Genomic DNA, 23,956 nt, shown 5'->3' with positions numbered 1-23,956 from the left:
TGCGACAGGTCACCCTTCGCCACGGCCGTGGTGACGGAGGCGATGTTGCGGACCTGGCTGGTCAGGTTCGACGCCATCGAGTTCACGTTGTCGGTGAGATCCCGCCACGTACCCGAGACGCCCTTGACCTGTGCCTGACCACCCAGCTTGCCCTCGGTGCCCACCTCGCGCGCCACGCGCGTCACCTCGTCGGCGAACGACGAGAGCTGGTCGACCATCGTGTTGACGGTGTTCTTCAGCTCCAGGATCTCGCCCTGCGCGTCCACGGTGATCTTCTGGCCCAGGTCGCCCTTGGCGACCGCCGTGGAGACCTGGGAGATGTTGCGGACCTGGCTGGTCAGGTTGCCGGCGAGCTGGTTGACGTTCTCGGTGAGGTCGCGCCAGGTGCCGGACACGCCGCGCACCTGCGCCTGGCCGCCCAGCTTGCCCTCGATGCCCACCTCACGGGCCACCCGGGTCACCTCGTCGGCGAACGACGAGAGCTGGTCCACCATCGTGTTCACGGTGTCCTTCAGCTCCAGGATCTCACCCTGGGCGGCCACCGTGATCTTCTGCGACAGGTCACCCTTCGCGACAGCCGTCGACACCTGGGCGATGTTGCGCACCTGCGCGGTCAGGTTCGACGCCATCGAGTTGACGTTGTCGGTCAGGTCCTTCCAGGTGCCCGCCACGCCCGGCACCTCGGCCTGGCCACCGAGCTTGCCCTCGGTGCCCACCTCGCGGGCCACCCGGGTCACCTGTTCGGCGAACAGCCGCAGCGTGTCGGTGAGCGAGTTCATCGTGTCGGCCAGCTCGGCCACCTCGCCGCGCGCCCCGACCGTGATCTTCTGCGACAGGTCGCCCTTCGCGACCGCTGTGGCCACCTGGGAGATCGACCGCACCTGCCCGGTGAGGTTCGACGCCATGGTGTTCACCGAGTCGGTGAGGTCCTTCCAGGTGCCGGCCACCCCGCGCACGTCGGCCTGGCCGCCCAGCTTGCCCTCGGTGCCCACCTCGCGGGCCACCCGCGTCACCTCGTCCGCGAACGACGAGAGCTGGTCCACCATCGTGTTCACGGTCCGGCCGATGCGCAGGTACTCACCACGCAGCGGACGACCGTCGATCTCCAGCGCCATGTGCTGGGAGAGGTCGCCGTCGGCCACCGCCACGATGACCCGGGCGATCTCGGTGGTCGGCCGGCCCAGATCGTCGATGAGCGAGTTGACCGCCCGCTGCCCCTCCGCCCAGGAGCCGTCGAGGCCCTCGTCGTCCAGGCGCTCGGTGAGCCGGCCGTCGCGGCCGACGATCCGGCTGATCCGACGCAGGTCCAGGTGCTGCCGCTCCTGCAACGACACCACGTCGTTGAAGGCGTCGGCGACCTCACCGGGCAGTCCCGCCCGCCGGGGCAGGCGCACCCGGAGATCGCCGCGCCCCACCCGGCGCAACGCCTCGACCAGTTCGCCGAGGAGCACCTCGTGGTCGGACGCGGACGGGTCCGCGGTCACCGACTGATTCACCGTGGCCATCGTTCCTCGCTCCGCTCGGGCTCGTGCGGTCACACGGGCCATCCCATCATTGTGCCGCGCGATCCGTCGAGGTCACCGCGTGTGATCGCGCGTCACGTGCGGTATCAACCCGGGTGGTGGGTTCGCCGGGACGCTTGGCACCCGGGGTGGGCGCGGTGGAGGATACGAAGGTGTCAGCGGAGGCAGGGCCGGCCAGCGGCGGCGCGGACGAGCGCGTCCGCCGGGTCCGCCTCCCCGCCGACCGCCGCACCCCCGCGGCGGCCCGCGCGCTGGTCCGCACCATGCTGCTCGAAGCGCGGCTGCCCGAACTGCTGAACGAGGCGCTGCTGCTCACCACCGAGCTGACCACCAACGCCGTCGAACACGCGCGTACCGAACTGGACATCGAGGTCGACACCGACCGCGAGGGCCTCACCGTGACCGTCACCGACTTCGCCTCCGGCCCCGTCGACGAGCTGATGGTGGGCGTGCGCAACACCACGTCCGACATCACCGAGGTGGCCACCCGAGGGCGCGGGCTGCTGCTGGTCGACCACTTCTCCAGCCGGTGGGGCACGACCTACCTGCCCACCGGCAAGGGAGTCTGGTTCCGCCTGGACCGGCCCGGCCCCGGCGGGTCCGCCCGGCCGTCGGCCGGCCCGCTGCGGGTCGCCGCACCGGAACGGACCGGCGACGGTACGCCGAGCGCCGCGGCGATGAGCGACCTGATGCAGCTCACCCCCGACGCGTACGCCGACGAGCCGCTGCCCGAGTTCGCCACCGGGCTGCTGACCCGGGTCGCCGAGATGGTGGGCGCCGCCGGTGGCTCGGTACGGCTGGACCGGGGCGACGGACTCGGCACCCAGGTCTTCGCCCGGTACGGCCGGCCGCCGCGCGAGGGAAACGAACTGCTGCGCGTACCGCTCGCCGTGCACCGCCCGTACGCCGGCGAGCTGGAGCTGGACGCGGCGCCCTCGGCGTACGCCCGGCCGCTGGCCGTACTGGCCGCCGAGCGGCTGTCGCTGCACCTGGAGAACGACCGGCTGCGCCGCGCCGACGTACGTCGCTCCACCTGGCTGACGTTCCTGGCCGAGGCCAGTGAACTGCTCGCCCAGTCGCTCGACGTCGAGCTGACCATGGCGCTCGTCCCGCAGCTCGTGGTGCCCCGGCTCGGCCAGTGGTGCGCCGTGCACACCACCGACGAGTGGGGCCGGCTGCGCCTCGCCGCATCGAGCCACGCGGACGAGGCGATGCTGCCGCAGCTGCACCGGATCCTCCAGGAGACCGGCCCCGACTCGATCCAGTCCCGGCTGCGCGAGGCGTCCCGCAACGCCGCCCAGGTGCCGCTCGGCGGGCCGATGGAGGGCTTCGCCGTACCGTTGATCGCCCGTGGCCAGCGGCTCGGCACCCTCGCCGTGGGCCGGCACCAGCGGCACCGGCACGACCCGGACGAAGTCTCGGTGCTGGAGGACGTGGCCCGCCGCGCCGCCCTCGCCATCGAGAACGCCCGCATCCACGCCGAGCGCCGCCGGGTGGCCCAGACGCTCCAGCAGTCGCTGCTGCCGCCGGTGCTCCCGGTGGTCGAGGGCATCGGCTTCGCCGCCGAGTACGTCCCGACCGGCGACGACGCGGAGGTCGGCGGCGACTTCTACGACGTGCTCCCGCTGCCGGACGGCCGCTGGCTCGTGGTGGTCGGCGACGTGTCCGGCAAGGGCGTGCAGGCCGCCGCCGTGACCGGGCTCGTCCGGGACGTGATCCGGGTGCTCGTCGGCGACGGCAAACCGCTGCCCGAGGTGCTCGGCCGGCTCAACGAGACGCTCGTCGAGCGCGGCGGCGGACGCTACTGCACGCTGGCGCTGGCGGCTGTCGCACCCGGCGACGGCGACCAGCTCGACGTCTCGCTGCACCTGGCCGGCCACGACCGCCCGGTCCTGCTGCACGGCGGTGGCGGCGCGACGTTCGTCGGCACCGGCGGCACGGCGCTGGGCCTGCTCGACACGATCACCACCCCGACCGCCGAGCTGACGCTCAAGCCCGGCGACGCGCTGGTCTTCTACACCGACGGGGTCACCGAGCGGCGGCGCGGACGGGAGCTGTTCGGCACCGACCGGCTGCGCGAGTCGGCGGCGCCGCTGGCCGGGTACTCGGCCGACGTGGTGGCCGCCCGGCTACGCGCCGCCACCATCGCCTTCTCGGTGGAGCCCCCACGCGACGACATAGCCATCCTCGTCCTCCGCAACGACACCCCCTAACCCCCGCCCGGTCCCGCCCCCGCGCCTGGGCGGACGCCCCGTCGATCATGAAGTTGGCCGCTCAATTCGCCCGTTTCCTCCCCGTCAACTTCATGGTCAACCCACTCCGGGTTGCCCCACGGACGCCTCAGGTCGCCCGTCGTCGCCCGTCTGGGGAGGGCGAGGGCTGGTCAGAGGCCTCCGGGGAGGCGGCCGGGGGCCAGGCGGTGGTGCGGGTCCAGGTGGGCCTTGGCGCTGCGCAGGCGCGGCAACGCGGGCAGCTCACCCCAGAGGTCGACGGCACGGCGTACCGCAGCGGGCGCGGCCACCACGACGCACCGGCCCCGCCGGGCGATCAGCACACTGCGGACCGCGGTGAGGATCGAGGCGACCCGCTCGGGCGGCAGCGCGCCGGACAGGGCGGCGTGCACGGTGCCCGAGCCGGCCGAGCCGCGTACCGGCACCGGGCCGCCGGTGGCGTCGCGCAACGCGTAGACGGCCGCGTGCAGGTCGTTGATCGGCACCTCGATGCGCAGCGCGGTGTCGCCGGGCGCGAAGGGGTAACACCCCCACCATTCCGGCGCGTGGTGGCTGATCATCGCCTCGGCGCCGAGGACGGCGGTGAGCCGTTCGGCCCGCTCGGTCACGTCGGCCGGGCCGCCCTCCAGCAGCACCACCAGGCTGCCCGCCGCGGGCCGGCCGGTCACGGCCGGATGGTCGGGGCGGTTGATCACCGACGGGTGCGTCGGCGGGATGCGACGCCGAGGCAGCGGCACCGGCACCGGCAGGTCCAGTTCGACGGCGGCCGGATCGACGCCCGCGGCCAGGACGGCCCGGACCAGGTCGTGCACCTCCAGCGGCGTCCAGACCGGACGGGACACCCAGAGCCGGCCGGCCGGTACGGCGTGCACCCGCATGGTGGCCGAGACCAGCACGCCGAGCCCGCCCTGCGAGCCGCAGAGCAGCCGGGCCACGTCGAGCCCGGGCACCTCGCCCCGCCCTAGGATCGCGTCGCCGCCACCCGGATCGTCGCCGGACGCACCACCGGCACCCCAGCCCGCGCCACCCGCCGAACCGCCGGCACCCCACCCGGCCCCACCCACGCCACCAGCGGCAGCACCGCCGCCACCGTCGCCCGCCGGACCGCGCCCGCCCGGTCGGCCACCGCCACCGCCCGGAGTGGCCCGGCCCAGCGCCTCCGTGCCGGACTCGCCGACGCTCACCAACTCGCCGTCGGCGTCGAGGTAGCGCACCCCGACGAGCTGGGCGCACGGGCTGCCGTGCCGGTGACGCAGCGGACCGGACTCGTCGGCGGCGAGCACCCCGCCGAGCGTCGCGCCCGGCGAGGGCGCGTCGACCGGCAGCCGCCGGTTGGTGCGCGCGAGCGTGGCCTGGACCGCGCGCAGCGGCGTACCGGCGCCGATCTCGGCCACCGCCGCCCCACGCGGCTCGTGCCAGACCCCGGCGAGGCGGCCGGTGTCGAGCATGATGTCCACCTGCGCCGGGGCGGCGCCCCAGTCGATCTTCGTGCCGGCGCCGCGGGGCACCACTGTCAGGTCGTGCGCGGCGGCCAGCCGCAACACCTCCGCCGCGGCGTGCGGGCCGCCCGGCACGGCCACCCACCGGGCGGTACGGCCGGCCACCTCGTCGGCCGGGCCGGCGAAGCGGGCGAACGGGGCACCGCAGATCGCGGCCAGCTTCCGGGTGATGTCGAGGGCTTCGAGTCGGTCGGTGGAACGTGCCGCATCCGCCATGGCGGTTATCGTACACATGTTCGAAAGACCTGGCGGCGAGTCGTGGGATTCGGTCGACGGGCGAGCCCGGCGGCGGCCCGGCGACCGGTAACGTGGCGCCGTGACCGAAACCCCGCCGCCCGTCGCCAAGCGCCTCCCGACCGAGCGCGTCCATCACGGTGACACAGTCCTCGACGAGTACGCCTGGCTCGCCGCCAAGGACGAGCCGGACACGATCGCGTATCTGGACGCCGAGAACGCGTACACCGAGGCGCGCACCGCCCACCTGGCCGGGCTGCGTGCGGAGCTGTTCGAGGAGACGCGCCGGCGCACCCAGGAGACCGACCTGTCGGTGCCGACCCGCAAGGACGGCTACTGGTACTACACCCGCACGGTCGAGGGCCAGCAGTACGGCGTGCACTGCCGGCGCGCGGTCCGGCCGGGCGAGACGGCGCCCCCGGTCAGCGCGGACGGCGCCCCGCTCGACGGCGAGGAGGTGCTGCTCGACGGCAACCAACTCGCCGAGGGGCACGACTTCTTCTCGCTCGGCGCGTTCGACGTCAGCCCGGACGGGCGCTGGCTGGCCTACTCCACCGACTTCTCCGGCGACGAGCGGTTCACGCTGCGGATCAAGGATCTGACCACCGGCGAGTCGCTGCCGGACGAGGTGCCGGACACGTTCTACGGCACGGCCTGGTCCAGCGACGCGTCCACGCTGTTCTACGTGACGGTGGACGAGGCGTGGCGGCCGAACCGGGTCTGGCGGCACACCGCCGGCACGGCGTCCACCGAGGACGTGGTGGTCTACCAGGAGGACGACGAGCGGTTCTGGGTCGGCGTCGAGCTGACCCGCTCGGAGCGCTTCGTGGTCATCGACATCCACAGCAAGATCACCAGCGAGGTGTGGGTGATCCCGGCGTCCAACCCGACCGGCGAGCCCGCCGTCGTGGCCCCGCGGCGTCAGGGCATCGAGTACGCGGTGGAGCACCACGGCCACCGCTTCCTGATCCTGCACAACGACGGCGCGGAGGACTTCGCGCTGGCGTACACCTCGGCGGACGCGCCGGGCGAGTGGGAGCCGCTGATCCCGCACACGCCGGGCACTCGGCTGGAGTCGGTCGACGCGTTCGAGAACCACCTCGTGGTGTCGTTGCGCGCCAACGGCCTGACCGGCCTGCGGGTGCTGCCGGTGGGCAGCGACGACAGCTGGGACATCGACTTCCCCGAGCCGATCTACAGCGTGGGGCTCGACGCCAACCCGGAGTACCGCACGAACGAGGTCCGGCTGCGCTACACCTCGCTCGTCACCCCGGACTCGGTCTACGACTACGACCTGGTGACCCGCGAGCTGACGCTGCGCCGGCAGAAGCCGGTCCGCCCCGGGCCGGACGGGCGCGCGTACGACCCGGCCGACTACGAGCAGCACCGGGACTGGGCGCTCGCCGACGACGGCACCCGCGTACCGATCTCGCTCGTCTGCCGCCGCGGCACCCCGCGCGACGGCTCGGCGCCCGCCGTCATCTACGGCTACGGGTCGTACGAGGCGAGCATGGACCCGTGGTTCTCGATCGCCCGGCTGAGCCTGCTCGACCGCGGCGTGATCTTCGCGGTGGCGCACATCCGGGGCGGCGGTGAGCTGGGCCGTCGCTGGTACGACGAGGGCAAGCTGCTGGCCAAGAAGAACACGTTCACCGATTTCGTGGCGTGCGCCCGACACCTGGTCAAGGCGGGCTGGACGGCCAGCGACCGGCTGGTCGCCCGGGGCGCCTCGGCCGGTGGCCTGCTGATGGGCGCGGTGGCGAACCTCGCCCCGGACGCGTTCACCGGGATCGTCGCGCAGGTGCCGTTCGTGGACGCGCTCACCTCGATCCTCGACCCGTCGCTGCCGTTGACGGTCACCGAGTGGGAGGAGTGGGGCAACCCGCTCGACGACCCCGAGGTCTACGCGTACATGAAGTCGTACACGCCGTACGAGAACGTGGTGACCGCCGACTACCCGGCGATCCTGGCGGTGACCAGCCTCAACGACACCCGCGTGCTCTACCACGAGCCGGCCAAGTGGATCGCCCGGCTGCGATCGCTCGCGCCGGCCGGCGACTATCTGCTCAAGACCGAGATGGGCGCGGGCCACGGCGGCCCCAGCGGCCGGTACGACTCCTGGCGCGAGGAGGCGTTCGTCAACGCCTGGATCCTCGACCGCGTCGGCCGGGCCTGACCGTTCCGATCAGATGGGCGACGAGAAGCAGCCGGCGGCGCGACGTGCGCCGGCCTGGCTGCTCCTCGTGGTGGTCGCCGGCGCGCTCGTCGTCTGCTGCTGTTCGACGGTGATCGGCCTGGCCGTCGCCGGCTCCGCCGGACTGCTCGGCCGCTGACCGGTCAGGTGCTGCGCAGTTCCTCCACCGAGGTCGCCGCGCGCAGGAACAGCAGGCCGGCCACGACCGTGCACAGCACCGCCGCCAGCCCGCCCGCCGCGAGCCAGGCCAGCTGATCCCACGGTACGTCCGGCGGGACGGTCGTCTTCGGCACCCGTTCGATACGGGTGTACCGGGCCGCGGTGGCCGGGTCGCCGCACAGCTCCGTACCGGCGTCGCAGACGGTTCGCGCGAAGCCACCGTTGCTCGGTGCCGGCATGACGCCCCGGACCAGCAGGTAGCCGACCGTCAACGCGAGCCCGATCGCGGGTACGGCGGGGGCGAGCGCGGCCCAGAGCAGCGACCGGCCGATGGTGGCGCGTGGCACGCCGGTCGCCACCTGCGCCGCGTACGCCCGCCGTCGGCTGGTGATCCCCTCGACCACAGCCACGAGCAGCCCACCGCCGGCGATCGCCATCGCCACCACGACCGCGAGGTCGACCAGGTTCATCGCGCCGAGATAGAAGCCCGGGTCGGCCAGTCCGGAGCCGGTGCGGCGGGTCACCTCGGCCTGGGCCTGGAAGTCGGCGCGCATCCCCGCGGCGCCGGCGCCGAAGATCAGCGCGGCCAGCAACGCGGCGAAGGTGCGGCTGCCGGCCCACGGGTCGGCGGCCAGCCGGCGGGCGGCGAGCAGGGCGGCCGGGCCGCGTCCGTGCCGGTGCAGCAGCCGCCCGGTGTGGTAGGAGATCCAGCCGGTGCCCGAGACGACGCCGATCATCGCGGTCAGCCCGCCGACGACCAGCAGCGTGGGCACCAGCCAGTCGGGTGCCACGGCGCCCCGCCGCTCGTACCAGAGCAGGAGCGGGCGGATCGCGGCGAACATCGCCAGTGCGGCGAGGATGAGCACGCCCGGCCACGGCCAGGGCGCCCGGGTGCGGACCCTGCGCACGACGCCGAACGGCGTGGTGGCGACCCGCCGCAGCAGCAACGCGCTCACCAGCGCGGCGGCCAGCGGCAGGCCGAGCACGACGGCGGCCACCGCCACCGGGGCCGGATGCACGTCGGTGGGCAGCGGCAGCCGCCCGTCCGCGTCGGGCCGGTGCAGCAGGCCGCGCCCGGCCAGGAAGACGGCCAGGCCGACGACGGTGCCGATCAGGCTCGCCACGCCGGTCTCGGCGACCGCGACCCGGGTGACCTGCCCGGGGGTGGCACCGGCCAGCCGGAGCGCGGCCAGCCGCCGGTCCCGGCCGGGCGCGCCGAGGCGGGCGCACTGCCCGGCCAGCCCCAGCACCGGTACGCAGAGCAGCAGCAACGCGAACGCGACGCCGGGGCGCAGGCCGGGTTCCCGCAGCAGGGCGCTGGTGTACTGGTCGGAGTTGAGCCCCTCGTCGCCGGACGGCTCGACCACCGACAGCACGGTCAGCGCGGCCAGCCCGGCCAGCGTCGCGAGCGCGGCGCTCACCGCCGTGAGCACCACCCGTGCGATGTCGGTGCGGGTGCCCGCCAGCACGAGTCGCAGCAGCGTCCCCGGCCTCACCGTGACCCGCCCGGCAGCGCCGGGTCGAGCCCGAGCCCGGTGTGGTCGACCATGCCGTCGCGCAGGCTCACCTCCCGGTCCGCGTACGCGGCGATGCGCGGCTCGTGGGTCACCAGCACGACTGTGGTGCGCTGCTCGCGGGCCAGCCGGACCAACTGGGTGAGCACCTGCTCGCCGGCCAGCGTGTCGAGCGCGCCGGTCGGCTCGTCGGCGAAGATCACCCGCGGCTCGGTGACGAGCGCCCGGGACATCGCGCAGCGTTGCTGCTGCCCGCCGGACATCTCGCCGGGCCGGGCGTCGGCGACGTCGGCCACGCCCAGCCGGTCCAGCCAGGCCAGCGCCGCGGTCCGTGCCGCTCGCCGCCCCGTGCCGGCGAGCAGCAGCGGAAGTGCGACGTTCTCCGCGGCGGTCAGCTCGGCGACGAGCTGCCCGAACTGGAACAGCACCCCGAATTCGGTACGGCGCAGCCGCGAGCGGGCTGCCTCCGACCACGTGTCGATCCGTTCCCCGCGCCAGGTCACCTGACCGGCGTCGGGGCGCAGGATGCCGGCGAGGCAGTGCAGCAGCGTGGACTTGCCGCACCCGCTCGGGCCGGTGACCGCGAGGATCTCGCCTTCGGCCACGTCGAGCGTCACACCGCGCAGCGCGGGTGTGTGACCGTATGCGCGGACGACTCCGCGCGCTTGCAGGAACGTCACGAGCGCACCTCCCGGTGCCAGTCGGCGACCCGGTCCAGGGTGGTGTGCAGCCACCGGAGATCGGCGTCGAGATGGGCGATGGCGAAATCGGCGGCGATCACCTCGTCGAGGCGGGCACCGGGGGCGGTCTTGAGCGCTGTCAGCTCACGCAGTCGCTGCGTGTGCGCCCGGCGCTGGGCGATCAGGCAGTCCCGGGCCTGCCCGGCGTCGGCCACCAGGAGCGCGACGACCACCTTGGCGAACAGCGTGCTCGTCACGTACGGCATCGGTGGTTCGACGGTGCCCAGCCAGTGGTCGAGCGCCGCCCGCCCGTCGTCGGTGAGCGCGTAGGCGGTCCGGTCCGGGCCGCCGTCCCGCTCCTGACCGGCCGGCGCGACCAGGCCGTCCCGGTGCAGGCGGGCCAGCGTCGCGTAGACCTGGCCGAAGGCGAGCGGCCGGGCCCTGGGCAGTCGCTCGTCGTGCGCACGCTTCAGCTCGTAGCCGTGGCGTGGGCCGGCGGCGAGCAGTCCGAGCAGAACGTGCGAAGTGGACACGCCCCTACTATTCGCTGAGTGAATAGCAGTGTCAAGGACGGCCCGCGTGAACAAGCTGCTCGGTCGGAGATGCCGCGCACAGGCGCCCGCTCAGCGGAGGTGGCGCAGCGCGACGGAAGACGCCGTGCGGTTCAGCGGCGGCGGACCGCCACCACCGCCACGTCGTCCTGGATCTCCGGCGGCGCCAGCTCGACGAGCAGTCGCCGGCAGAAATCGTCCAGGTCGTCGTCCACCCGGGCTGCGGCCACGCCGAGCGCCGCCATGCCGTCGTCGATCGTGGCGTCCCGCCGCTCGATCAGCCCGTCGGTGTAGAGCACGAGGGTCGCCCCGGCGGGCAGCACGAACTCCAGGTCCGGCGGGCGCGGTGCACGCACGCCGAGCAGCGGCGCGGACTGCGTGACGAACTCGACCCGCCCGTCCCGGCTCAGCAGCGCCGGCAGGTGCCCGGCGCTGGCCATCCGGACCAGCCCGGTCGACGGGTGGAGCAGAAGGACGCAGATGGTGGCCAGCTCGTTCGGCAGCAGGGTTCGCATCAGCTCGTTGACCCGGTCCAGGATCACCGCGGGCTGATGGCCCTCCACCGCGTACGCCCGCACCGCATGCCGCAGCTCGGCCATCACCGTGGCGGCGTGCAACGAGTGCCCGGCCACGTCACCGATCGCCACCAGCAGGTGCCCGTCGAGCATCACCAGCTCGTAGAAGTCGCCGCCCACCTCGGTCTGCGCGCTCGCCGGCTCGTACCGGACGGCCAGGTCCAGGCCGACGACGTCGGGCAGCCGCTGCGGAAGCAGGCTGCGCTGCAACGTCACGGCGATCCGGTGCTCCTCGTCGAAGGACCGCTGCGCCTCCACCGCCGAGGCGACCGCCTGGGCGAGCTGCACCAGCACCGGCGTACGGACGGTCTGGGTGGCGGTCGGCACCACCACGTAGAGCGGGGCCCGGTCCTCGCGCAGCCGGGACGCGGCCACCGTCACGGTGTCGCCGTCCGGCCAGCCTGCCACCGCCCAGTTGGCCGGCTCGTCGACCCGCACCCGGGTGCCGATCGGCACTCCGGTGTCGTCCACCACCCACGGCACGATGGTGGCCGGCGTGTGCGGGTCGGCCGCCACCCCGGCCAGGCAGTCCCCGTCGAACGTCTCCGCGACCACCGCGGCCGGGGCCTTGAAGATCCGCGCCGCGCCGCTCGCGGCCGCCTCCAGCAGCCGGACGAAGTTCGGCGTCGCGTGCATCTCCACCGTGGCGTCGGCGAGCGCGGCGAGCCGCTCGGCGAGCTGCTCGGCACGCAGCCGGGCCTGGTAGTAGCGCAACACCGCGTGCGCGGTGGCGACCAGTTCCTCCGGCTCGATCGGCTCGGCCAGGTAGGCGTCCGCGCCCCGGGTGAGACCCTGCGCCCGGTCGACCACGTCGACAGCGTGCGCGGAGACGTGGATGACCGGGATGTACGGGTACTCCTCCTTGATCCGCTCGCACACCTCGAAGCCGCTCATGTCGGGCAGCCGCACGTCGAGCACCACGAGGTCGACGTGCTCGCGGGCCACCCGGTCCAGCGCCTCGGTGCCGTTCTCGGCCTCGACCGTGACGAAGCCGGCCCGGGTCAGCCAGTTGACCAGCAGGTACCGCTTGGGGCCGCTGTCGTCGACCACCAGCACGGTCACCGCCCCGCTGTCCACCGTCACGCTCCGCCCGCGGGGAGGACCACGGTGAACCTGCTGCCCCGGCCGGTTTCGCTTGTCAGCTCCAGCGTCCCGCCGAGCAGCGTGACCAGCCGGCGCGCGTACGGCAGGCCGAGTCCGGTGCCACCGACCCGCGTCGTGCCCGGCACCTGGTAGAACTCCTCGAAGATCCGCTCGTGCAGTTCGGGCGGGATGCCGACGCCGGTGTCGGTGACCGAGAGCGTCCACCGCTCGCCGCGGCGCTCGGCGCGCAGGCGCACCTCGCCGCGCTCGGTGAACTTCAGGCCGTTGTGCAGCAGGTTGCGCAGCACCTGGGCGAGCAGCACCTCGTCCGAGCGGAGCGTCGCCGGGGCCGGCGGCTCCTCGACCACCAGCTCCACCTCGGAGCGCGTGGTGAGTGCCCGCAGCGTGCCGCGCAGCTGCCCGAACACCGCGCGCAGGTCGACCTCGGACCAGTCCGGCTCGATCCGGCCCGACTCCGCCTTGGCCAGGTCGAGCAGCTCGTTGACCAGCCCCAGCAGGTCACCCGCCGAGGACCGGATCAGCCCCACCTGGCGGGCCTGCTCGCCGGTGAGCGGGTCGGAGGCGGAGTCGGCCAGCAGCCGGGCCAGACCGATGATCGCGGTGACCGGCGCACGCAGCTCATGGCTGACGTTGGCCAGGAACCGGCTCTTCGACTCGCTCGCTGCCCGCAGTTGCGCGGACTTCTCCTCCAGCTCGGCGTAGAGCGCCACCACACCGCGGTTGGTCTCCTCCAGCTCCTCGGTGAGCTGGTTGTAGAGCGCCATCACGCCCTGGTTGGTCTCCTGGAGTTCGGAGTTGAGCACCTCCAACTCGTCACGCTGGCTGCGTACCTCGTCGAGAGCGGAGATGAGCTGGGAGTTCTGCGCGGCCAACTCGTCCAGCGCGGAGCCCGGAGCGCGCTCGGCCAGCTCGGCCCGGAGCTGGCCGACGCGTTCCGGCGTCAGCTCCTCGGCATGGTCGGGCACCCGTCGGGACATCCTCACGACGGTATCGCCCTCGACGTCCACCGCCCGCAACGTGTCCACAAGACGCGCGACGGCCCCGGACTGCGGCTCGTACCGGCCGCCGGGCAGCGGACGCAGCGGTGACAGGTCCACCTGGAGCACCCTGCGGCCCACGGCGTCGCGGTCGAGGGCGAACGTCACGTCCGCGCCGTCGGCCCCGCGCAGCAACTCCCGGGCCACCTCGCTCAGCGCGGTCGCGATCCGCACCTGGTCCTGGTGTTCCAGCCCGACCGCCGCGGCCACCTCGCGGCCACGCTGCCGGACCAGGAAGATGTCCTGCTCGACCCGGAGTGCGAGATGCAGGAGCGGCTCGCTCATGCCGCCCCCCGGGCCACCAGGACGCACGCGTCGTCGCGGCGGGTGCCGGCGTCACGCAGCAGCGTCGCGGCGGCCAGCAACGGGTTGCGCCCGGCCAGCCCGGGATAGTCGTCCAGGTCCCAGCGATCCACCACCCCGTCACTGTGCATGACCAGGGTGGCGTCGCGCGAGAAGGGGTAGTCGTACCCGCGGATCGCCGGACGCTGGTGCCCGGCGATGCCCGGCAGCGAGACCAGCCCGCGCCGCCGCTCGCCCGGTGTGACGATCATCGCGGCGATGTTGCCCAGGCCGGCGTAGCGGAGCAGCCCGGCGGCGGGATCCGGTTCGGCCACCGCGAGCGCCGCGCCCCGGGTGTGCGAGATGGCGGCGTGCAGGTGCCGCACCACCACGTCCGGCGGCCCGTCCGGCGCCGACCGGAAGGCCGACACGGCGGCCCCGGTCGCGGCGGCGGCCAGTGGCCCGTGGCCGAGTCCGTCGGAGACCAGCACCTGGCGGCGGCCGTCGACCTCGCGGACCGCGTAGCCGTCGCCGCTGCTCTGCTCGCCGGTGATCGGCCGGGTCAGCCCGGCGGCCCAGTCCGGCTCCGGCGGTGCGACGTCCCAGACCTGGACGACCAGGACGGTGCCCCGGCCGGACATCGAGTAGCCGTCGAACCGGCTCGCCTGCCGGACGATCGCGCCGAGGCCGATGCCGAGCGTGCCGGCGGTGGAGTGGCCGTCGACCGAGGACAGCGTGAGGTCGGCCATGCCGGGGCCGGAGTCGATGGCCACCAGCTCCACCCCGGCCAGTCCGGCCCGGCGCGCCGGACGCATCAGGAGCGCGCCCTCGCGGGCGTGCTTGACCAGGTTGCTGGTGATCTCGGCGGTGACGATGGCCAGGTCAGCGACACGTTCGGCGCTCAGTTCGAGCTGCCGGCCGAGACGTTCGGCGGCGCGGCGTACGCCGCCGGCGGTCGCGCCGTTGTCGACCCGGAACCACATCCCGTGGTCGGGGACCACGTCGCCGATCATCGCGACCACTTGGTGATGGTGATCCGCGTCCCCTCGCCGACAGCCGTCCAGATGTCGAAGTCGTCGACGAGCCGGCGGGCACCGCTGAGCCCGAGGCCCAGTCCGCCCCCGGTGGTGTAGCCGTCGGTCAGCGCCAGGTCGAGGTCGGGGATGCCCGGTCCCTCGTCGGCGAAGACGATCCGTACGCCGCGGCGCCGGCCGTCGGAGACGGTGCTCACCTCGGCGCTGCCCCCGCCGCCGTAGATCAGGGTGTTGCGGGCCAGCTCGCTGGCGGCGGTCACCAGCTTCGTCTGGTCGACCAGGGAGAGCCGGACCGCGACGGCGGTGGTACGCACCAACTGCCGGACCCGCACCACGTCCTCGTCGCTGCGGATCGCCTGCGTCGACGGCACGCCCAGGTCGACGCCCGTGGTCATGCCGTCGCCGTCGTCTCGGTGCCCTCGTCGTCGGCCGCCTCGTCCCACTCGTCGGCGCGGCTCGCCGCGATCAGCTCCATGCCGCGCTCGACGTTCAGCGCGGTACGGATGCCGTTGAGCGACAGCCCCAGCTCGACGAGCGTGATGGCGACGGCCGGACGCATGCCGACCACCACCGTCTCGGCGTCCAGCACCTTGGAGATGGACGCGATGGTGGAGAGCATCCGGCCGACGAACGAGTCGACGATGTCCAGTGCCGTGATGTCGATGATCACGCCGTGGCAGCCGGTGGCGACGATCCGCTCGGCCAGATCCTCCTGCAACTGGATCGCCGTCTGGTCGGACATGTCGACCTGGATGGAGACCAGCAGGATGTCGCCGATCTTGAGGATCGGTACCCGTTCCATCAGGACTCCCGGCGCGGGCGGCGAGCGGGGGTCTCGACCCCGGTCATGCGCAGCACGTGGCGCAGCGCGTCGGCGAGGCTCGCCTTGGTGGCGATGTCACCGAACTCGATGCCGAGGGCCACGATCGTCTGGGCGATCTGCGGGCGGATGCCGGAGATGATGCAGTCGGCACCCATCAGCCGGGCGGCCACCACGGTCTTGAGGATGTGCTGCGCGACCTGTGTGTCCACCGCCGGCACGCCGGTGATGTCGATGATCGCGTACGGCGACCCGGTGTCGACCAGGGTCTGGAGCAGCCGCTCCATCACCACCTGGGCACGGGCCGAGTCCAGCGTCCCGACCAGCGGGACGGCGACCACGCCCTCCCAGAGCTTGACCACCGGGGTGGAGAGCTCCAGCAACTGCTCCGCCTGGTCGGCGATCAGGCTCTCGCGGGCCCGGACGAACGTCTCGAAGGTGAACAGGCCCATCTGGTCGATGAGCGCGGAGTAGGCGACGAAGTCACGAAGGGTGTTGTCGCCCTTCTCGTCCTCCATCAGCTCCAGCAGCGAGTCCTTCAACGCGAACACGCTGATCGCGGTCTCGGTCGCGGAGAACCCCTGCCGGGCCCGGTTGGTGGACAGCTCGGACAGCACCGCGCGCAGCTCACCGCCGTGCTCGTCGGCCAGGTCGGAGACACCCTGCCGGCCGGCGTCGATCAGCGCGCGGTGCAACTCCTGCACCTGGCGGGCCAGCTCGGCCCGGCTCAGACGACCGCGCAGCGAACCGGCGACGATCTCGGTCCAGCGACTGGTCAACCGCTCCGCGTGCTCAGTGAGCAGGTGGGCGAGCCGATCACCCTGTTCGGCGCTCAACGCCATGGTTGACCTCCCTGATTTGGACGGGCGGACTCTATCACCGGAGGCTGACGGACTACTTGCCGCGGAGCAAAGAAACGATTGCCCGCACCTGTGACCGCTCCCGTTCTGCGCGGCGGGCCCGACGTGGGATACCGTTTCCACCGAACACAGGAGGTCGACGAATGTCCTTGACGGTGCACACGGAACAGCGCGGCGACGTGGTCGTCGTGTCGGTCGCGGGCGAGCTGGACATGGCCACGGCACCGCAACTACAGGACCAGATCACGGATCTGCTGGACAAGGGGCGCAACCGCCTGGTCTTCGACCTGGCCGAGGTGTCGTTCTGCGACTCCACCGGCCTGTCCGTGTTCGTCCGGGCGAAGAACAACTGCGACGAGGCCGGCGGCGTCGTCCGGCTGGCCGCCCCGCAGCGCGGCGTGCTGCGCATCCTCGAGGTCAGCGGACTGGTCGAGGTGCTGCACACGTACCCGACCGTGGAGCAGGCCGTCGCGGGCGACCCCACCCCGGCCTCCTCCTGACCGGTCCCGCTCAGCGCTCGTCCTCGATGTAGCGGGGACGGGCGATCACCATGCCCGCGGTCGTCTGCACGGCCAGCGCCACCAGCAGGAAGCCGATCGGTGCGGTCCAGCCACCGGTCGCCTCGTAGAGGATGCCCACCAGCAGCGGCCCGAGCGCCGCGATCACGTACCCGGTGCTCTGCGCGAACGCGGACAACGCCACGGTGCCCTCGGCGGTCCGGGCGCGCAGCCCGATCGTGGTCAGGATGAGCGGGAACGCGCCCTGGCCGAGCGCCAGCAGCAGCACCCACAGCGGCGCCAGGCCGCGCGGGGCCAGCGCCAGACCGGTGTACGCGGCGGCGGAGAACACGGTCAGTGACAGCACCAGCGGCCGGAGCGTGGCCAGCCGGCCGGCCAGCGCCGGCATCATCAGCGCCACCGGCACGCCCAGCGCGGTCACGCCGGCGAGCAGCAGCCCGGCCGCCTCCGGCCGGTATCCGGCGTCCCGGAAGAGCTGGGCCAGCCAGCCCATGATCGCGTACCCGCTGAGCGACTGCGCCCCGAAGTAGACCGCCATGGCCCAGCCGAGCCGGGTCCGGCCCGGCCGCACCCGCGCCGGGGTGGCGACGGCCACCGCCGGGGGCGAGGCCCGTCGCGCGGCGCGGGCCCGCAGCGCCAGCGGCACCCACGGGAGTACGGCCAGCGCGGCCAGCCCGGCCCAGATGCCGAGCCCGGCCCGCCAGGAGCCGAACGCGTGCGCCACCGGCACGGCGGAGGCGGCAGCCACCGTCGTGCCCACCGTCAGGGCCATCGTGTACGCCCCGGTGACCAGTCCGGTGCGGTGCGGGAAGTGCTGCTTGACGAGCATCGGCAGCAGGATGTTCGCCACCGCGATGCCGGCCAGGGCGAGCGCGCTGGTGAGCACGAAGATCGCCGCCGAGCCGGTGGCCGCGCGCAGCACCTGCCCGACGGTGAGCGCCAGCATGGCCAGCACCAGCACCCGCGGCGCGGCCCAGCGGCGGACCAGCCACGGGGTGAGCGCGCCCAGCCCGGCGAACGCGATGGTGGGCAGCGTGGTGACCAGGCCGGCCATCGCGCCGGACAGCCCCAGCCCGACCCGGATCTCGTCGAGCAGCGCGCCGAGGCTGGTCACCGCCGCCCGCAGGTTCAGCGCGACCAGCAGCATCCCGGCCAGGACGAGCAGGCCACCCCGCACCGCGCGCGGCGCCGGGGTGGGAGTGCCCGCGGATGCGACGCCCGGGGCGGGGACTGTCGCGGCGGGCGCAGGTGGCGGAGTCATGACCTCGAACCTACAATCATGGGATGAATTTCGGCACGAGGTGTAACCCGTGACACCCGCCGTGGATTCCGTCGCCGTGCCGCCGCGCGGTCACCGGGTCCGCCAGACCATCGAACAGCTGCGGGAGCGCATCCTCGGCGGCGAGTGGCCGGTGGGCGGGCGCATCCCCACCGAGCCGCAGCTGGTCGCCGCCCTCGGTGTGGGGCGCAACACGGTCCGCGAGGCGGTCCGGGCGCTCGTGCACGCCGGGGTGCTGGAGTGCCGGCAGGGCTCCGGCACCTACGTGGTGTCGACCGACGAGCTGGCGCCGGTGGTGGCCCGCCGGCTCACCGACGACCGGATGACCGAGGTGATCGAGGTCCGGCGCGCGTTCGAGGTGGAGGCCGCCCGGCTCGCCGCGCTGAGGCGTACCCCCGAGGACCTGGCGGCGCTCGACGGCGCGCTCGCGGTCCGCGAGGCCGCGTGGCGATCCGGCCGGGTGGACGAGTTCGTCGAGGCGGACGCCGCGCTGCACACGGTCGTGGTGGCGGCCGCGCACAACGCCATGCTCGCCGAGCTGTACGCCTCGGTCGGCGCCGCGCTGCGCAGCACCGTGGCCCAGGCGATGGGCGAGACACTGACCCCCGAGCGGTACGTGGACCACGACCGGTTGGTCGAGGCGATCCGGGCCGGCGACCCGCAGCGGGCGGCGATCGAGGCCGGTGCTTTTCTCGAAGGGCCCGCCGGGGCATAGGTTGTCCCCGACGCAGACTCATCAGGGCACGGGAGTACGGATGCTCAAGGGCTTCAAAGACTTCATCATGCGCGGCAACGTCGTCGACCTGGCGGTCGGTGTCGTCATCGGCGCGGCTTTCACAGGCGTGGTGACCCAGCTCACCAAGTCGTTCCTGGAACCGCTGGTACGCGTGGTCATCGTGTTGATCACCGGCAGCAAGGACGGGATCGGCGGCTCGACACCGTCCTTCCGCGGCGTCGACTTCGACTGGGTGGCGTTCGTCAACGCGGCGATCACGTTCGCGCTCACCGCGGCGGCGCTGTACTTCCTGGTCGTCTACCCGATGAACCGGCTCGCCGAGCGGCGCAAGCGCGGCGAGGAGCCGCCGCCCTCCGCCCCGAGCGAGGAGGTCAAGCTGCTCACCGAGATCCGGGACGCGCTGCTCGCCGGCAACCACGGCACGCCGGGCCAGCGCAGCGCCCTGGACGACGTGCTCGGCCGCCGGCAGGAGCCGCCCGCGCCGCGCTGACGCCATAACCGATCGGCCCTCGCGGGAATCCCGCGGGGGCCGACGTGTATCGAACACATGTTCGATAGAGTCCCGGGCATGGAGCAGCGCAGGCACTGGTGGAACGGGAAATGGGGACGGCTCGCCCGGCGTGACGTCTTCCTCCGGGTCGACGGCGACCGCTGGCACGTGGAGCAGCGGGCCGGCGGCGCCGAGGGGGTCTCCCGGTTCTACGAGCACGCCAGCGTCGAGGAGGCCGAGGATACGGTCCGGGCGCTGCTGGACGGCACCGACACCTGGCGCGAGCTGTCCCCCCGGCCGCCGGGCGGCTGGGCCCCCACCGTTTAGCGCCCGCGTGGCCCGGGAACCGCTGCTGCATGAGCCAGCAGCAGGACACCGTCTCCCGGGTCACCACCGGCATGCGGGTGGTCGACTCCGCAGGCGTCGAGGTGGGCACAGTCGATCTCGTGCAGCGCGGCGACCCGGCCGCGGTGACCGTGCAGGCGCCCGCCCCGGTCGACCCGGGCAGCAGCCTGGACGAGCTGATCGAGTCGGCCGCGGACGAGGAGCCGGACGTACCGGCCGACCTGGCCGCCCGGCTGCTGCGCGACGGCTACCTCAAGGTCTCCACCGAACTGGTCCGCACCGGCGCGGTCTACGTGCTCGCCGACCGGATCGCCGCGGTGAACGACGGCGCGGTACGCCTCACCGTCCCGGCCGCGGAGCTTCCCGCCGAGGAGTGACGGGTCATCCGGTCCGGGCGGGAACGGACGGGACGGGATCCGGCTCGACCGGCGCGGGTGCGGCCCGGCGGCGGAACAGCAGCAGCATCAGCCAGCCCGCGACCAGCCCCCAGAACGCGCCGCCCACCCCGAGCAGGCTCACCCCGGAGGCGGTGACCACGAACGTCACCACGGCCGCCTCCCGCGCGTCCGGCTGGGCGACCGCTGCCGTGACCGCGCCGGCGAGCGCGCCGAGCAGGGCGAGCCCGGCGACGGCCTCGACCAGCACCGGCGGGGAGAGCAGCACCAGGGCGGTGGCCACACCGGCGCCCAGGCCGAGCAGGGCCAGGCCGATCCCGGCGGTGACCGAGGCGATCCAGCGCCGTTCCGGGTCCGGGTGGGCGTCCGGGCCGGCGGCGAGCGCGGCGGTGATCGCGGCGAGGTTCACCGCGTGCGCGCCCGCCGGTGCGCCGAGGGTGGTGGCGAGCCCGGTCACCCGCAGCGCCGAGCCCAGTGGGGCCCGGTAGCCGTACCTGGCGAGCACCGCGGTGCCGGGCACGTTCTGCGCTGCCATGGTGACCAGGAACAGCGGCAGCGCGAGCCCGACGACGGCGGGCAGCGTCCAGGCCGGCGCGGTGAACGCGACGACCGGCGCGGCGTCCAGCCGGGCGGGCCCGGACGTGGTCAGCGCGATCACGACCACTGCGACGGCGAGCGCGCCCGGCACCGCCCAGCGGCGGGCGAACCGGTGCAGCAGCAGCCAGACCAGCACCACCGGCCCGGCCAGCCGGGGCACCTCGACCAGGGCGCGTACCGGCGCCGTACACAGCGGCAGCAGCACCCCGGCGAGCATGGCGGAGGCGATCGGGGCGGGGATCGCGGCGACCGCGCGACCGAGTGCGGGGATCAGCCCGGCCGCGACGATCAGCAGCCCGGTGAGCAGGAAGGCGCCGACCGCGGCAGGCCAGCCGCCGGGGACCGGCCCGGTGGCCACGAGCAGCGCCGCGCCCGGCGTGGACCAGGCGATGGCGAGCGGCAGCCGGTGCCGCAGGCCGAGCCAGACCGCGCAGGCGCCGCTGGCGACGCAGAGCGCGAGCAGGCCGGAGGCGGCCTGGTCCGGTTCGGCGCCGACCGCGCGCAGCCCGGCCAGGACGACTGTGAACGAGCTGGCGAAGCCGACCAGGGCGGTCACCACGCCGGCCAGAACGGGTTGGAGCCGACCGCCCATGCCCTCCTCCTCCGACCGTTCCGTTTACGGAACGGCACGGTGTAGCACCATAGCCCCATGACAGCCGCCGCACCAGCCGATGACCGGGGCGCCCGGGAGGTCGGCCGGCGCATCCGCTCGCTCCGCACCGAGCGGGGCCTCTCCCTGTCCGAACTGGCCCGCCTCGCAGGCGTCGGCAAGGCCACGCTCTCCGGCCTGGAGAACGGTGTGCGCAACCCCCGGCTGGAGACCCTGTACGCGATCACCGCGCAGCTCGGCGTACCGCTGACCGCCGTGCTCTCCGCCCCCGGCGAGGCGCCGACCGTACGCGGGGCCGCGGTCGGGGCCACCCTGCTGGAGGTGTTCGGCGACCGGGAGGCGACCTACGAGCTGTACCGGATGTGGGTCAGTCCGGGCCCGGCGCAGCTCTCCCCCGCCCACTCCGGCGGCGTGACCGAACACGTGACGGTCTTCTCCGGCGTACTCCGCGCCGGCCCGGCCGACGCCCCGCTGACCGCCGGCCCGGGGGGCTACCTGCGGTGGACCTCCGACGTGCCGCACACCTACGCGGCCGTGGGCGAGGAGGAGGTCCACGCGAGCCTCCTGCTGCGCTATCCTCGTCCATCCACACTGGACAGTTGACGCATACCCAGGATGCAAGCTGATGACATTTCTTTCAGCAGACCCGCCAGCGCGTGCAGACGCGGAGCCGTTCTTCTTGGCAAGCTTGTCCTCATGACGCTCATCCTCCGCTCGGCCATCCTCAACGACGTCGGCCTCGTCCGGACCAACAACGAGGACTCCGCCCTCGCCGGTGACCGCCTCGTGGCGGTGGCCGACGGCATGGGCGGGCTCCCCGCCGGCGAGGTGGCCAGCGAGATCGTCATCCGGATCCTCGACGAGCTGACGCCGCCCACCGGCGCCGACGAGGCGGCCGACGCGCTGCGCGCCGTCGTGAGCACCGCGAACCAGCGCATCCGCGCGGCCATCACGGTGGACCCGGCCCGCGACGGCATGGGCACGACGCTCACCACCGCCCTGCTCGCCGGCGACACCCTGGTCCTGGCCCAGGTCGGCGACTCCCGCTGCTACCTGCTGCGCGACCACGAGCTGACCCAGCTCACCCGCGACGACACGTTCGTGCAGGCGCTCGTCGACCAGGGCGCGCTCTCCCGCGACCAGGCCCGGCACCACCCGCAGCGCTCGCTCGTCACCCGCGCGGTGCAGGGCTCCGACGCGCCACCCGCCGTCGGGGCGCTCACCGTGTTCGCCGGCGACCGGCTGCTGCTGTGCAGCGACGGCCTCTCCGACTACGTGGAGGACGCCGCCATCGCGGCGGCGCTCGCCACCTACGGCGACCGCCAGCAGTGCGGCGAGCAACTGGTGAAACTGGCCCACCAGGCCGGCGCGCCGGACAACGTGACAGTGGTCATCTCGGACGTCACCGAGGCGTGAGCGGGCGTCCTTTCCGGTTGCGGACCGCGCCCGGTGCGGTTGGGATGAACGGATGCACATCCGCCGGCTGGCCGCCGATGAACGGCTGACCACCAGCTTCCCGCTCCAGGCGTACGCCTTCGAGGCCTCGCCGATGGCGGCCCCCCGGACCGACCAGTTCCGCGCCTACCTGCCGTACAACGCGGGGAACACGACGCTCGTGGCCGAGGAGGACGGGATCACCGCGGCGGCGGCCTCGGCGATCCCCATGCGGCAGAACCTGCGCGGCGCGGTGCTGCCGATGGCCGGTGTCGCGGGCGTGGCCACCCATCCGCTGGCCCGCCGGCGCGGCCACGTCCGGACGCTGATGCAGCAGCTCCTCGACGGCATGCGCGACGAGGGGCACCAGCTCACCGCGCTGCACCCGTTCCGCGCCTCGTTCTACGAGCGCTTCGGCTACATCGGGCTGCCCCGGCGGCGTACCGCGATCTTCAACCCGGCGGACCTGGCGCCGCTGCTGCGGGCCGAGCTGCCGGACGAGCTGGCCTGGGAGCGGATCGGCGCTGGGTACGCGCGGTGGCGCGCGTACACCGAGCGGTGCCTGCGCGAGCGCCACGGCTTCGCGGTCTTCCCCGACTTCCGGGCGGTCGGGCTGCGCGACCGGGACGACCGCTGGCTGGTCAGCGTGGTGCGCGGCGGCGAGACGGTCGGCGCTGTGACCTACCGCATCGACGACCACGCCGGCACGCTGTTCGTCGACGACCTGCTGGTCGACGACGCGTACGCCCGCGCGTCGGTGCTCCAGTTCTTCGCCCGGCACGTCGACCAGGTGGCCCGGATCAGCGTCCAGGTGACCCCCGAAGAGCTGCCCGAGCTGTGGCTCACCGACCTCGACGTGCAGGTGGAGGCGCGGGTGGCCCGGCCCGACCCGACCGCGCCGATGGCCCGGCTGCTCAGCCTGGACGCGCTGGCCGAGCAGCCGGTCGGGGTCGGCCGGGTGCTCATCGAGCTGGTCGGTGACCGCTGGCTCGCCGGTCGCCACCTGCTCGACGGCACCACCGGCAAGCTCGCGGTGCTGCCCGCGCAGACCGCCGCCGGGGGCAGCGTTCCGGTCGCGCGGCTCACCGCCGCCGGGCTGTCCGCCCTGGCGTACGGCGTGCTCGACCCGGCCGAGGTGGTCGTACGCGGGCTGGGTGAGGTGCCGGTGGACGCGGCCGGTGAGCTGCGCCGCCTGTTCCCCCGCGAGTTGCCGCACCTGTTCGCCGACTTCTGACCCGGTTGGCGGCGCGGATCC

General features: G+C 73.7%; 24 protein-coding genes. 11 read left to right on the top strand and 13 right to left on the bottom strand.

All coding sequences use genetic code 11. The annotated features are described in order from the left end of the window. On the bottom strand, positions 1-1,505 hold a 1,505-nt coding region (locus GA0070562_RS02440; protein ID WP_139135431.1), incomplete at its 3' end, for a HAMP domain-containing protein. Positions 1,506-1,675: 170 nt separating this feature from the next. Here GA0070562_RS02440 and GA0070562_RS02435 point away from each other — a divergent pair. Beyond that, a complete protein-coding gene (locus tag GA0070562_RS02435; RefSeq protein ID WP_091414320.1) occupies positions 1,676-3,736 on the top strand; it encodes a SpoIIE family protein phosphatase in 2,061 nt (686 codons plus the stop codon). A 170-nt stretch (positions 3,737-3,906) separates the two neighbouring features. Here the strand turns inward: GA0070562_RS02435 and GA0070562_RS02430 are convergent, their stop codons facing one another. Next, the gene (locus GA0070562_RS02430; RefSeq protein ID WP_254663708.1) at positions 3,907-5,469 is read right to left on the bottom strand and encodes an FAD-binding oxidoreductase; all 1,563 of its coding nucleotides are present in this window, start codon (positions 5,467-5,469) and stop codon (positions 3,907-3,909) included. A gap of 100 nt (positions 5,470-5,569) precedes the next feature. Between GA0070562_RS02430 and GA0070562_RS02425 the strand changes: the two genes are divergently transcribed. Both GA0070562_RS02425 and GA0070562_RS30145 read left to right on the top strand, forming a co-directional pair. Continuing rightward, positions 5,570-7,663 carry a S9 family peptidase gene (locus GA0070562_RS02425; protein WP_091414316.1) on the top strand — a complete coding sequence of 698 codons (2,094 nt, stop codon included), beginning with the start codon at positions 5,570-5,572 and terminating at the stop codon, positions 7,661-7,663. A gap of 13 nt (positions 7,664-7,676) precedes the next feature. Then, positions 7,677-7,820 (top strand): hypothetical protein, encoded by a 144-nt coding sequence (locus tag GA0070562_RS30145; RefSeq protein ID WP_175438597.1) that lies wholly within the window; start codon positions 7,677-7,679, stop codon positions 7,818-7,820. Between the two features lie 4 nt (positions 7,821-7,824). On the opposite strand, the gene GA0070562_RS02420 is transcribed toward GA0070562_RS30145, so the two are convergent. The 9 genes from GA0070562_RS02420 to GA0070562_RS02380 form a co-directional block, all read right to left on the bottom strand. After that, positions 7,825-9,336 (bottom strand): FtsX-like permease family protein, encoded by a 1,512-nt coding sequence (locus tag GA0070562_RS02420; RefSeq protein ID WP_091414314.1) that lies wholly within the window; start codon positions 9,334-9,336, stop codon positions 7,825-7,827. After that, on the bottom strand, positions 9,333-10,034 hold the full coding sequence (locus tag GA0070562_RS02415) for an ABC transporter ATP-binding protein (RefSeq protein WP_091414312.1): 702 nt from the start codon (positions 10,032-10,034) through the stop codon (positions 9,333-9,335). The genes GA0070562_RS02420 and GA0070562_RS02415 overlap by 4 nt, the downstream gene beginning before the upstream one ends. Next, on the bottom strand, positions 10,031-10,567 hold the full coding sequence (locus GA0070562_RS02410; protein ID WP_091414310.1) for a PadR family transcriptional regulator: 537 nt from the start codon (positions 10,565-10,567) through the stop codon (positions 10,031-10,033). Before GA0070562_RS02410 ends, GA0070562_RS02415 begins: the two co-directional genes overlap by 4 nt. Positions 10,568-10,698: 131 nt before the next feature. Continuing rightward, complete coding sequence (locus GA0070562_RS02405; RefSeq protein ID WP_091416071.1) at positions 10,699-12,237, bottom strand: SpoIIE family protein phosphatase; 1,539 nt, start codon at positions 12,235-12,237, stop codon at positions 10,699-10,701. Positions 12,238-12,239: 2 nt separating this feature from the next. Further along, positions 12,240-13,586 carry an ATP-binding protein gene (locus GA0070562_RS02400; protein ID WP_091414308.1) on the bottom strand — a complete coding sequence of 449 codons (1,347 nt, stop codon included), beginning with the start codon at positions 13,584-13,586 and terminating at the stop codon, positions 12,240-12,242. Beyond that, positions 13,583-14,596, bottom strand: a complete 1,014-nt coding sequence (locus GA0070562_RS02395; RefSeq protein ID WP_091416068.1) for a SpoIIE family protein phosphatase — start codon at positions 14,594-14,596, stop codon at positions 13,583-13,585. The genes GA0070562_RS02400 and GA0070562_RS02395 overlap by 4 nt, the downstream gene beginning before the upstream one ends. Then, positions 14,593-15,012, bottom strand: coding sequence for an ATP-binding protein (locus GA0070562_RS02390; RefSeq protein WP_091414306.1), 420 nt, complete (start codon positions 15,010-15,012; stop codon positions 14,593-14,595). The genes GA0070562_RS02395 and GA0070562_RS02390 overlap by 4 nt, the downstream gene beginning before the upstream one ends. Further along, positions 15,009-15,419, bottom strand: a complete 411-nt coding sequence (locus GA0070562_RS02385; protein ID WP_091414304.1) for an STAS domain-containing protein — start codon at positions 15,417-15,419, stop codon at positions 15,009-15,011. The genes GA0070562_RS02390 and GA0070562_RS02385 overlap by 4 nt, the downstream gene beginning before the upstream one ends. Then, the gene (locus GA0070562_RS02380; RefSeq protein WP_091414303.1) at positions 15,419-16,279 is read right to left on the bottom strand and encodes an STAS domain-containing protein; all 861 of its coding nucleotides are present in this window, start codon (positions 16,277-16,279) and stop codon (positions 15,419-15,421) included. The genes GA0070562_RS02385 and GA0070562_RS02380 overlap by 1 nt, the downstream gene beginning before the upstream one ends. A gap of 161 nt (positions 16,280-16,440) precedes the next feature. Here GA0070562_RS02380 and GA0070562_RS02375 point away from each other — a divergent pair, with 161 nt between their 5' ends. After that, a complete protein-coding gene (locus GA0070562_RS02375) occupies positions 16,441-16,797 on the top strand; it encodes an STAS domain-containing protein (protein WP_091414301.1) in 357 nt (118 codons plus the stop codon). Positions 16,798-16,807: 10 nt separating this feature from the next. Here GA0070562_RS02375 and GA0070562_RS02370 read toward each other — a convergent pair whose 3' ends face one another. Further along, positions 16,808-18,076, bottom strand: a complete 1,269-nt coding sequence (locus tag GA0070562_RS02370; RefSeq protein ID WP_091414299.1) for an MFS transporter — start codon at positions 18,074-18,076, stop codon at positions 16,808-16,810. Positions 18,077-18,125: 49 nt separating this feature from the next. On the opposite strand from GA0070562_RS02370, the gene GA0070562_RS02365 reads away from it, so the two are divergent. The 4 genes from GA0070562_RS02365 (at position 18,126) to GA0070562_RS02350 (ending at position 20,042) form a co-directional block, all read left to right on the top strand. Then, positions 18,126-18,809: a FadR/GntR family transcriptional regulator gene (locus GA0070562_RS02365; RefSeq protein WP_091414297.1), complete on the top strand. Its 684-nt coding sequence runs from the start codon at positions 18,126-18,128 to the stop codon at positions 18,807-18,809. 40 nt (positions 18,810-18,849) lie between these two features. Continuing rightward, the gene (gene mscL, locus GA0070562_RS02360; RefSeq protein ID WP_091414295.1) at positions 18,850-19,320 is read left to right on the top strand and encodes a large conductance mechanosensitive channel protein MscL; all 471 of its coding nucleotides are present in this window, start codon (positions 18,850-18,852) and stop codon (positions 19,318-19,320) included. Positions 19,321-19,398: 78 nt separating this feature from the next. After that, complete coding sequence (locus GA0070562_RS02355) at positions 19,399-19,647, top strand: hypothetical protein (protein WP_091414293.1); 249 nt, start codon at positions 19,399-19,401, stop codon at positions 19,645-19,647. Positions 19,648-19,676: 29 nt separating this feature from the next. After that, positions 19,677-20,042 carry a hypothetical protein gene (locus GA0070562_RS02350; protein ID WP_091414291.1) on the top strand — a complete coding sequence of 122 codons (366 nt, stop codon included), beginning with the start codon at positions 19,677-19,679 and terminating at the stop codon, positions 20,040-20,042. A 4-nt stretch (positions 20,043-20,046) separates the two neighbouring features. On the opposite strand, the gene GA0070562_RS02345 is transcribed toward GA0070562_RS02350, so the two are convergent. Further along, positions 20,047-21,249 carry a benzoate/H(+) symporter BenE family transporter gene (locus GA0070562_RS02345; protein ID WP_091414289.1) on the bottom strand — a complete coding sequence of 401 codons (1,203 nt, stop codon included), beginning with the start codon at positions 21,247-21,249 and terminating at the stop codon, positions 20,047-20,049. 57 nt (positions 21,250-21,306) lie between these two features. On the opposite strand from GA0070562_RS02345, the gene GA0070562_RS02340 reads away from it, so the two are divergent. From GA0070562_RS02340 to GA0070562_RS02330, 3 genes are all read left to right on the top strand, one after another. Further along, the gene (locus GA0070562_RS02340; protein ID WP_091414287.1) at positions 21,307-21,870 is read left to right on the top strand and encodes an XRE family transcriptional regulator; all 564 of its coding nucleotides are present in this window, start codon (positions 21,307-21,309) and stop codon (positions 21,868-21,870) included. Positions 21,871-21,963: 93 nt separating this feature from the next. Continuing rightward, positions 21,964-22,683: a PP2C family protein-serine/threonine phosphatase gene (locus tag GA0070562_RS02335; protein WP_091414285.1), complete on the top strand. Its 720-nt coding sequence runs from the start codon at positions 21,964-21,966 to the stop codon at positions 22,681-22,683. A 52-nt stretch (positions 22,684-22,735) separates the two neighbouring features. Continuing rightward, positions 22,736-23,935 (top strand): GNAT family N-acetyltransferase, encoded by a 1,200-nt coding sequence (locus GA0070562_RS02330; protein ID WP_091414283.1) that lies wholly within the window; start codon positions 22,736-22,738, stop codon positions 23,933-23,935. Positions 23,936-23,956: the final 21 nt, after the last annotated feature.

The organism is Micromonospora tulbaghiae (assembly GCF_900091605.1).
GTDB lineage: Bacteria > Actinomycetota > Actinomycetes > Mycobacteriales > Micromonosporaceae > Micromonospora > Micromonospora tulbaghiae.
The sequence above is the reverse complement of the archived record's forward strand: the minus strand, read 5'-3'. Positions and strand labels throughout refer to the sequence as shown.

Excerpts from the sequence above, each read along its gene's own strand:
- GA0070562_RS02350 (WP_091414291.1), top strand. The coding sequence starts at position 19,677 with ATGAGCCAGCAGCAGGACACCGTCTCCCGGGTCACCACCGGCATGCGG.
- GA0070562_RS02390 (WP_091414306.1), bottom strand. The coding sequence starts at position 15,012 with ATGACCACGGGCGTCGACCTGGGCGTGCCGTCGACGCAGGCGATCCGC.
- GA0070562_RS02430 (WP_254663708.1), bottom strand. The coding sequence starts at position 5,469 with ATGGCGGATGCGGCACGTTCCACCGACCGACTCGAAGCCCTCGACATC.
- GA0070562_RS02340 (WP_091414287.1), top strand. The coding sequence starts at position 21,307 with ATGACAGCCGCCGCACCAGCCGATGACCGGGGCGCCCGGGAGGTCGGC.
- GA0070562_RS30145 (WP_175438597.1), top strand. The coding sequence starts at position 7,677 with ATGGGCGACGAGAAGCAGCCGGCGGCGCGACGTGCGCCGGCCTGGCTG.
- GA0070562_RS02330 (WP_091414283.1), top strand. The coding sequence starts at position 22,736 with ATGCACATCCGCCGGCTGGCCGCCGATGAACGGCTGACCACCAGCTTC.
- GA0070562_RS02370 (WP_091414299.1), bottom strand. The coding sequence starts at position 18,076 with ATGACTCCGCCACCTGCGCCCGCCGCGACAGTCCCCGCCCCGGGCGTC.
- mscL (WP_091414295.1), top strand. The coding sequence starts at position 18,850 with ATGCTCAAGGGCTTCAAAGACTTCATCATGCGCGGCAACGTCGTCGAC.
- GA0070562_RS02345 (WP_091414289.1), bottom strand. The coding sequence starts at position 21,249 with ATGGGCGGTCGGCTCCAACCCGTTCTGGCCGGCGTGGTGACCGCCCTG.
- GA0070562_RS02400 (WP_091414308.1), bottom strand. The coding sequence starts at position 13,586 with ATGAGCGAGCCGCTCCTGCATCTCGCACTCCGGGTCGAGCAGGACATC.
- GA0070562_RS02395 (WP_091416068.1), bottom strand. The coding sequence starts at position 14,596 with ATGATCGGCGACGTGGTCCCCGACCACGGGATGTGGTTCCGGGTCGAC.
- GA0070562_RS02380 (WP_091414303.1), bottom strand. The coding sequence starts at position 16,279 with ATGGCGTTGAGCGCCGAACAGGGTGATCGGCTCGCCCACCTGCTCACT.
- GA0070562_RS02375 (WP_091414301.1), top strand. The coding sequence starts at position 16,441 with ATGTCCTTGACGGTGCACACGGAACAGCGCGGCGACGTGGTCGTCGTG.
- GA0070562_RS02385 (WP_091414304.1), bottom strand. The coding sequence starts at position 15,419 with ATGGAACGGGTACCGATCCTCAAGATCGGCGACATCCTGCTGGTCTCC.
- GA0070562_RS02335 (WP_091414285.1), top strand. The coding sequence starts at position 21,964 with ATGACGCTCATCCTCCGCTCGGCCATCCTCAACGACGTCGGCCTCGTC.
- GA0070562_RS02355 (WP_091414293.1), top strand. The coding sequence starts at position 19,399 with ATGGAGCAGCGCAGGCACTGGTGGAACGGGAAATGGGGACGGCTCGCC.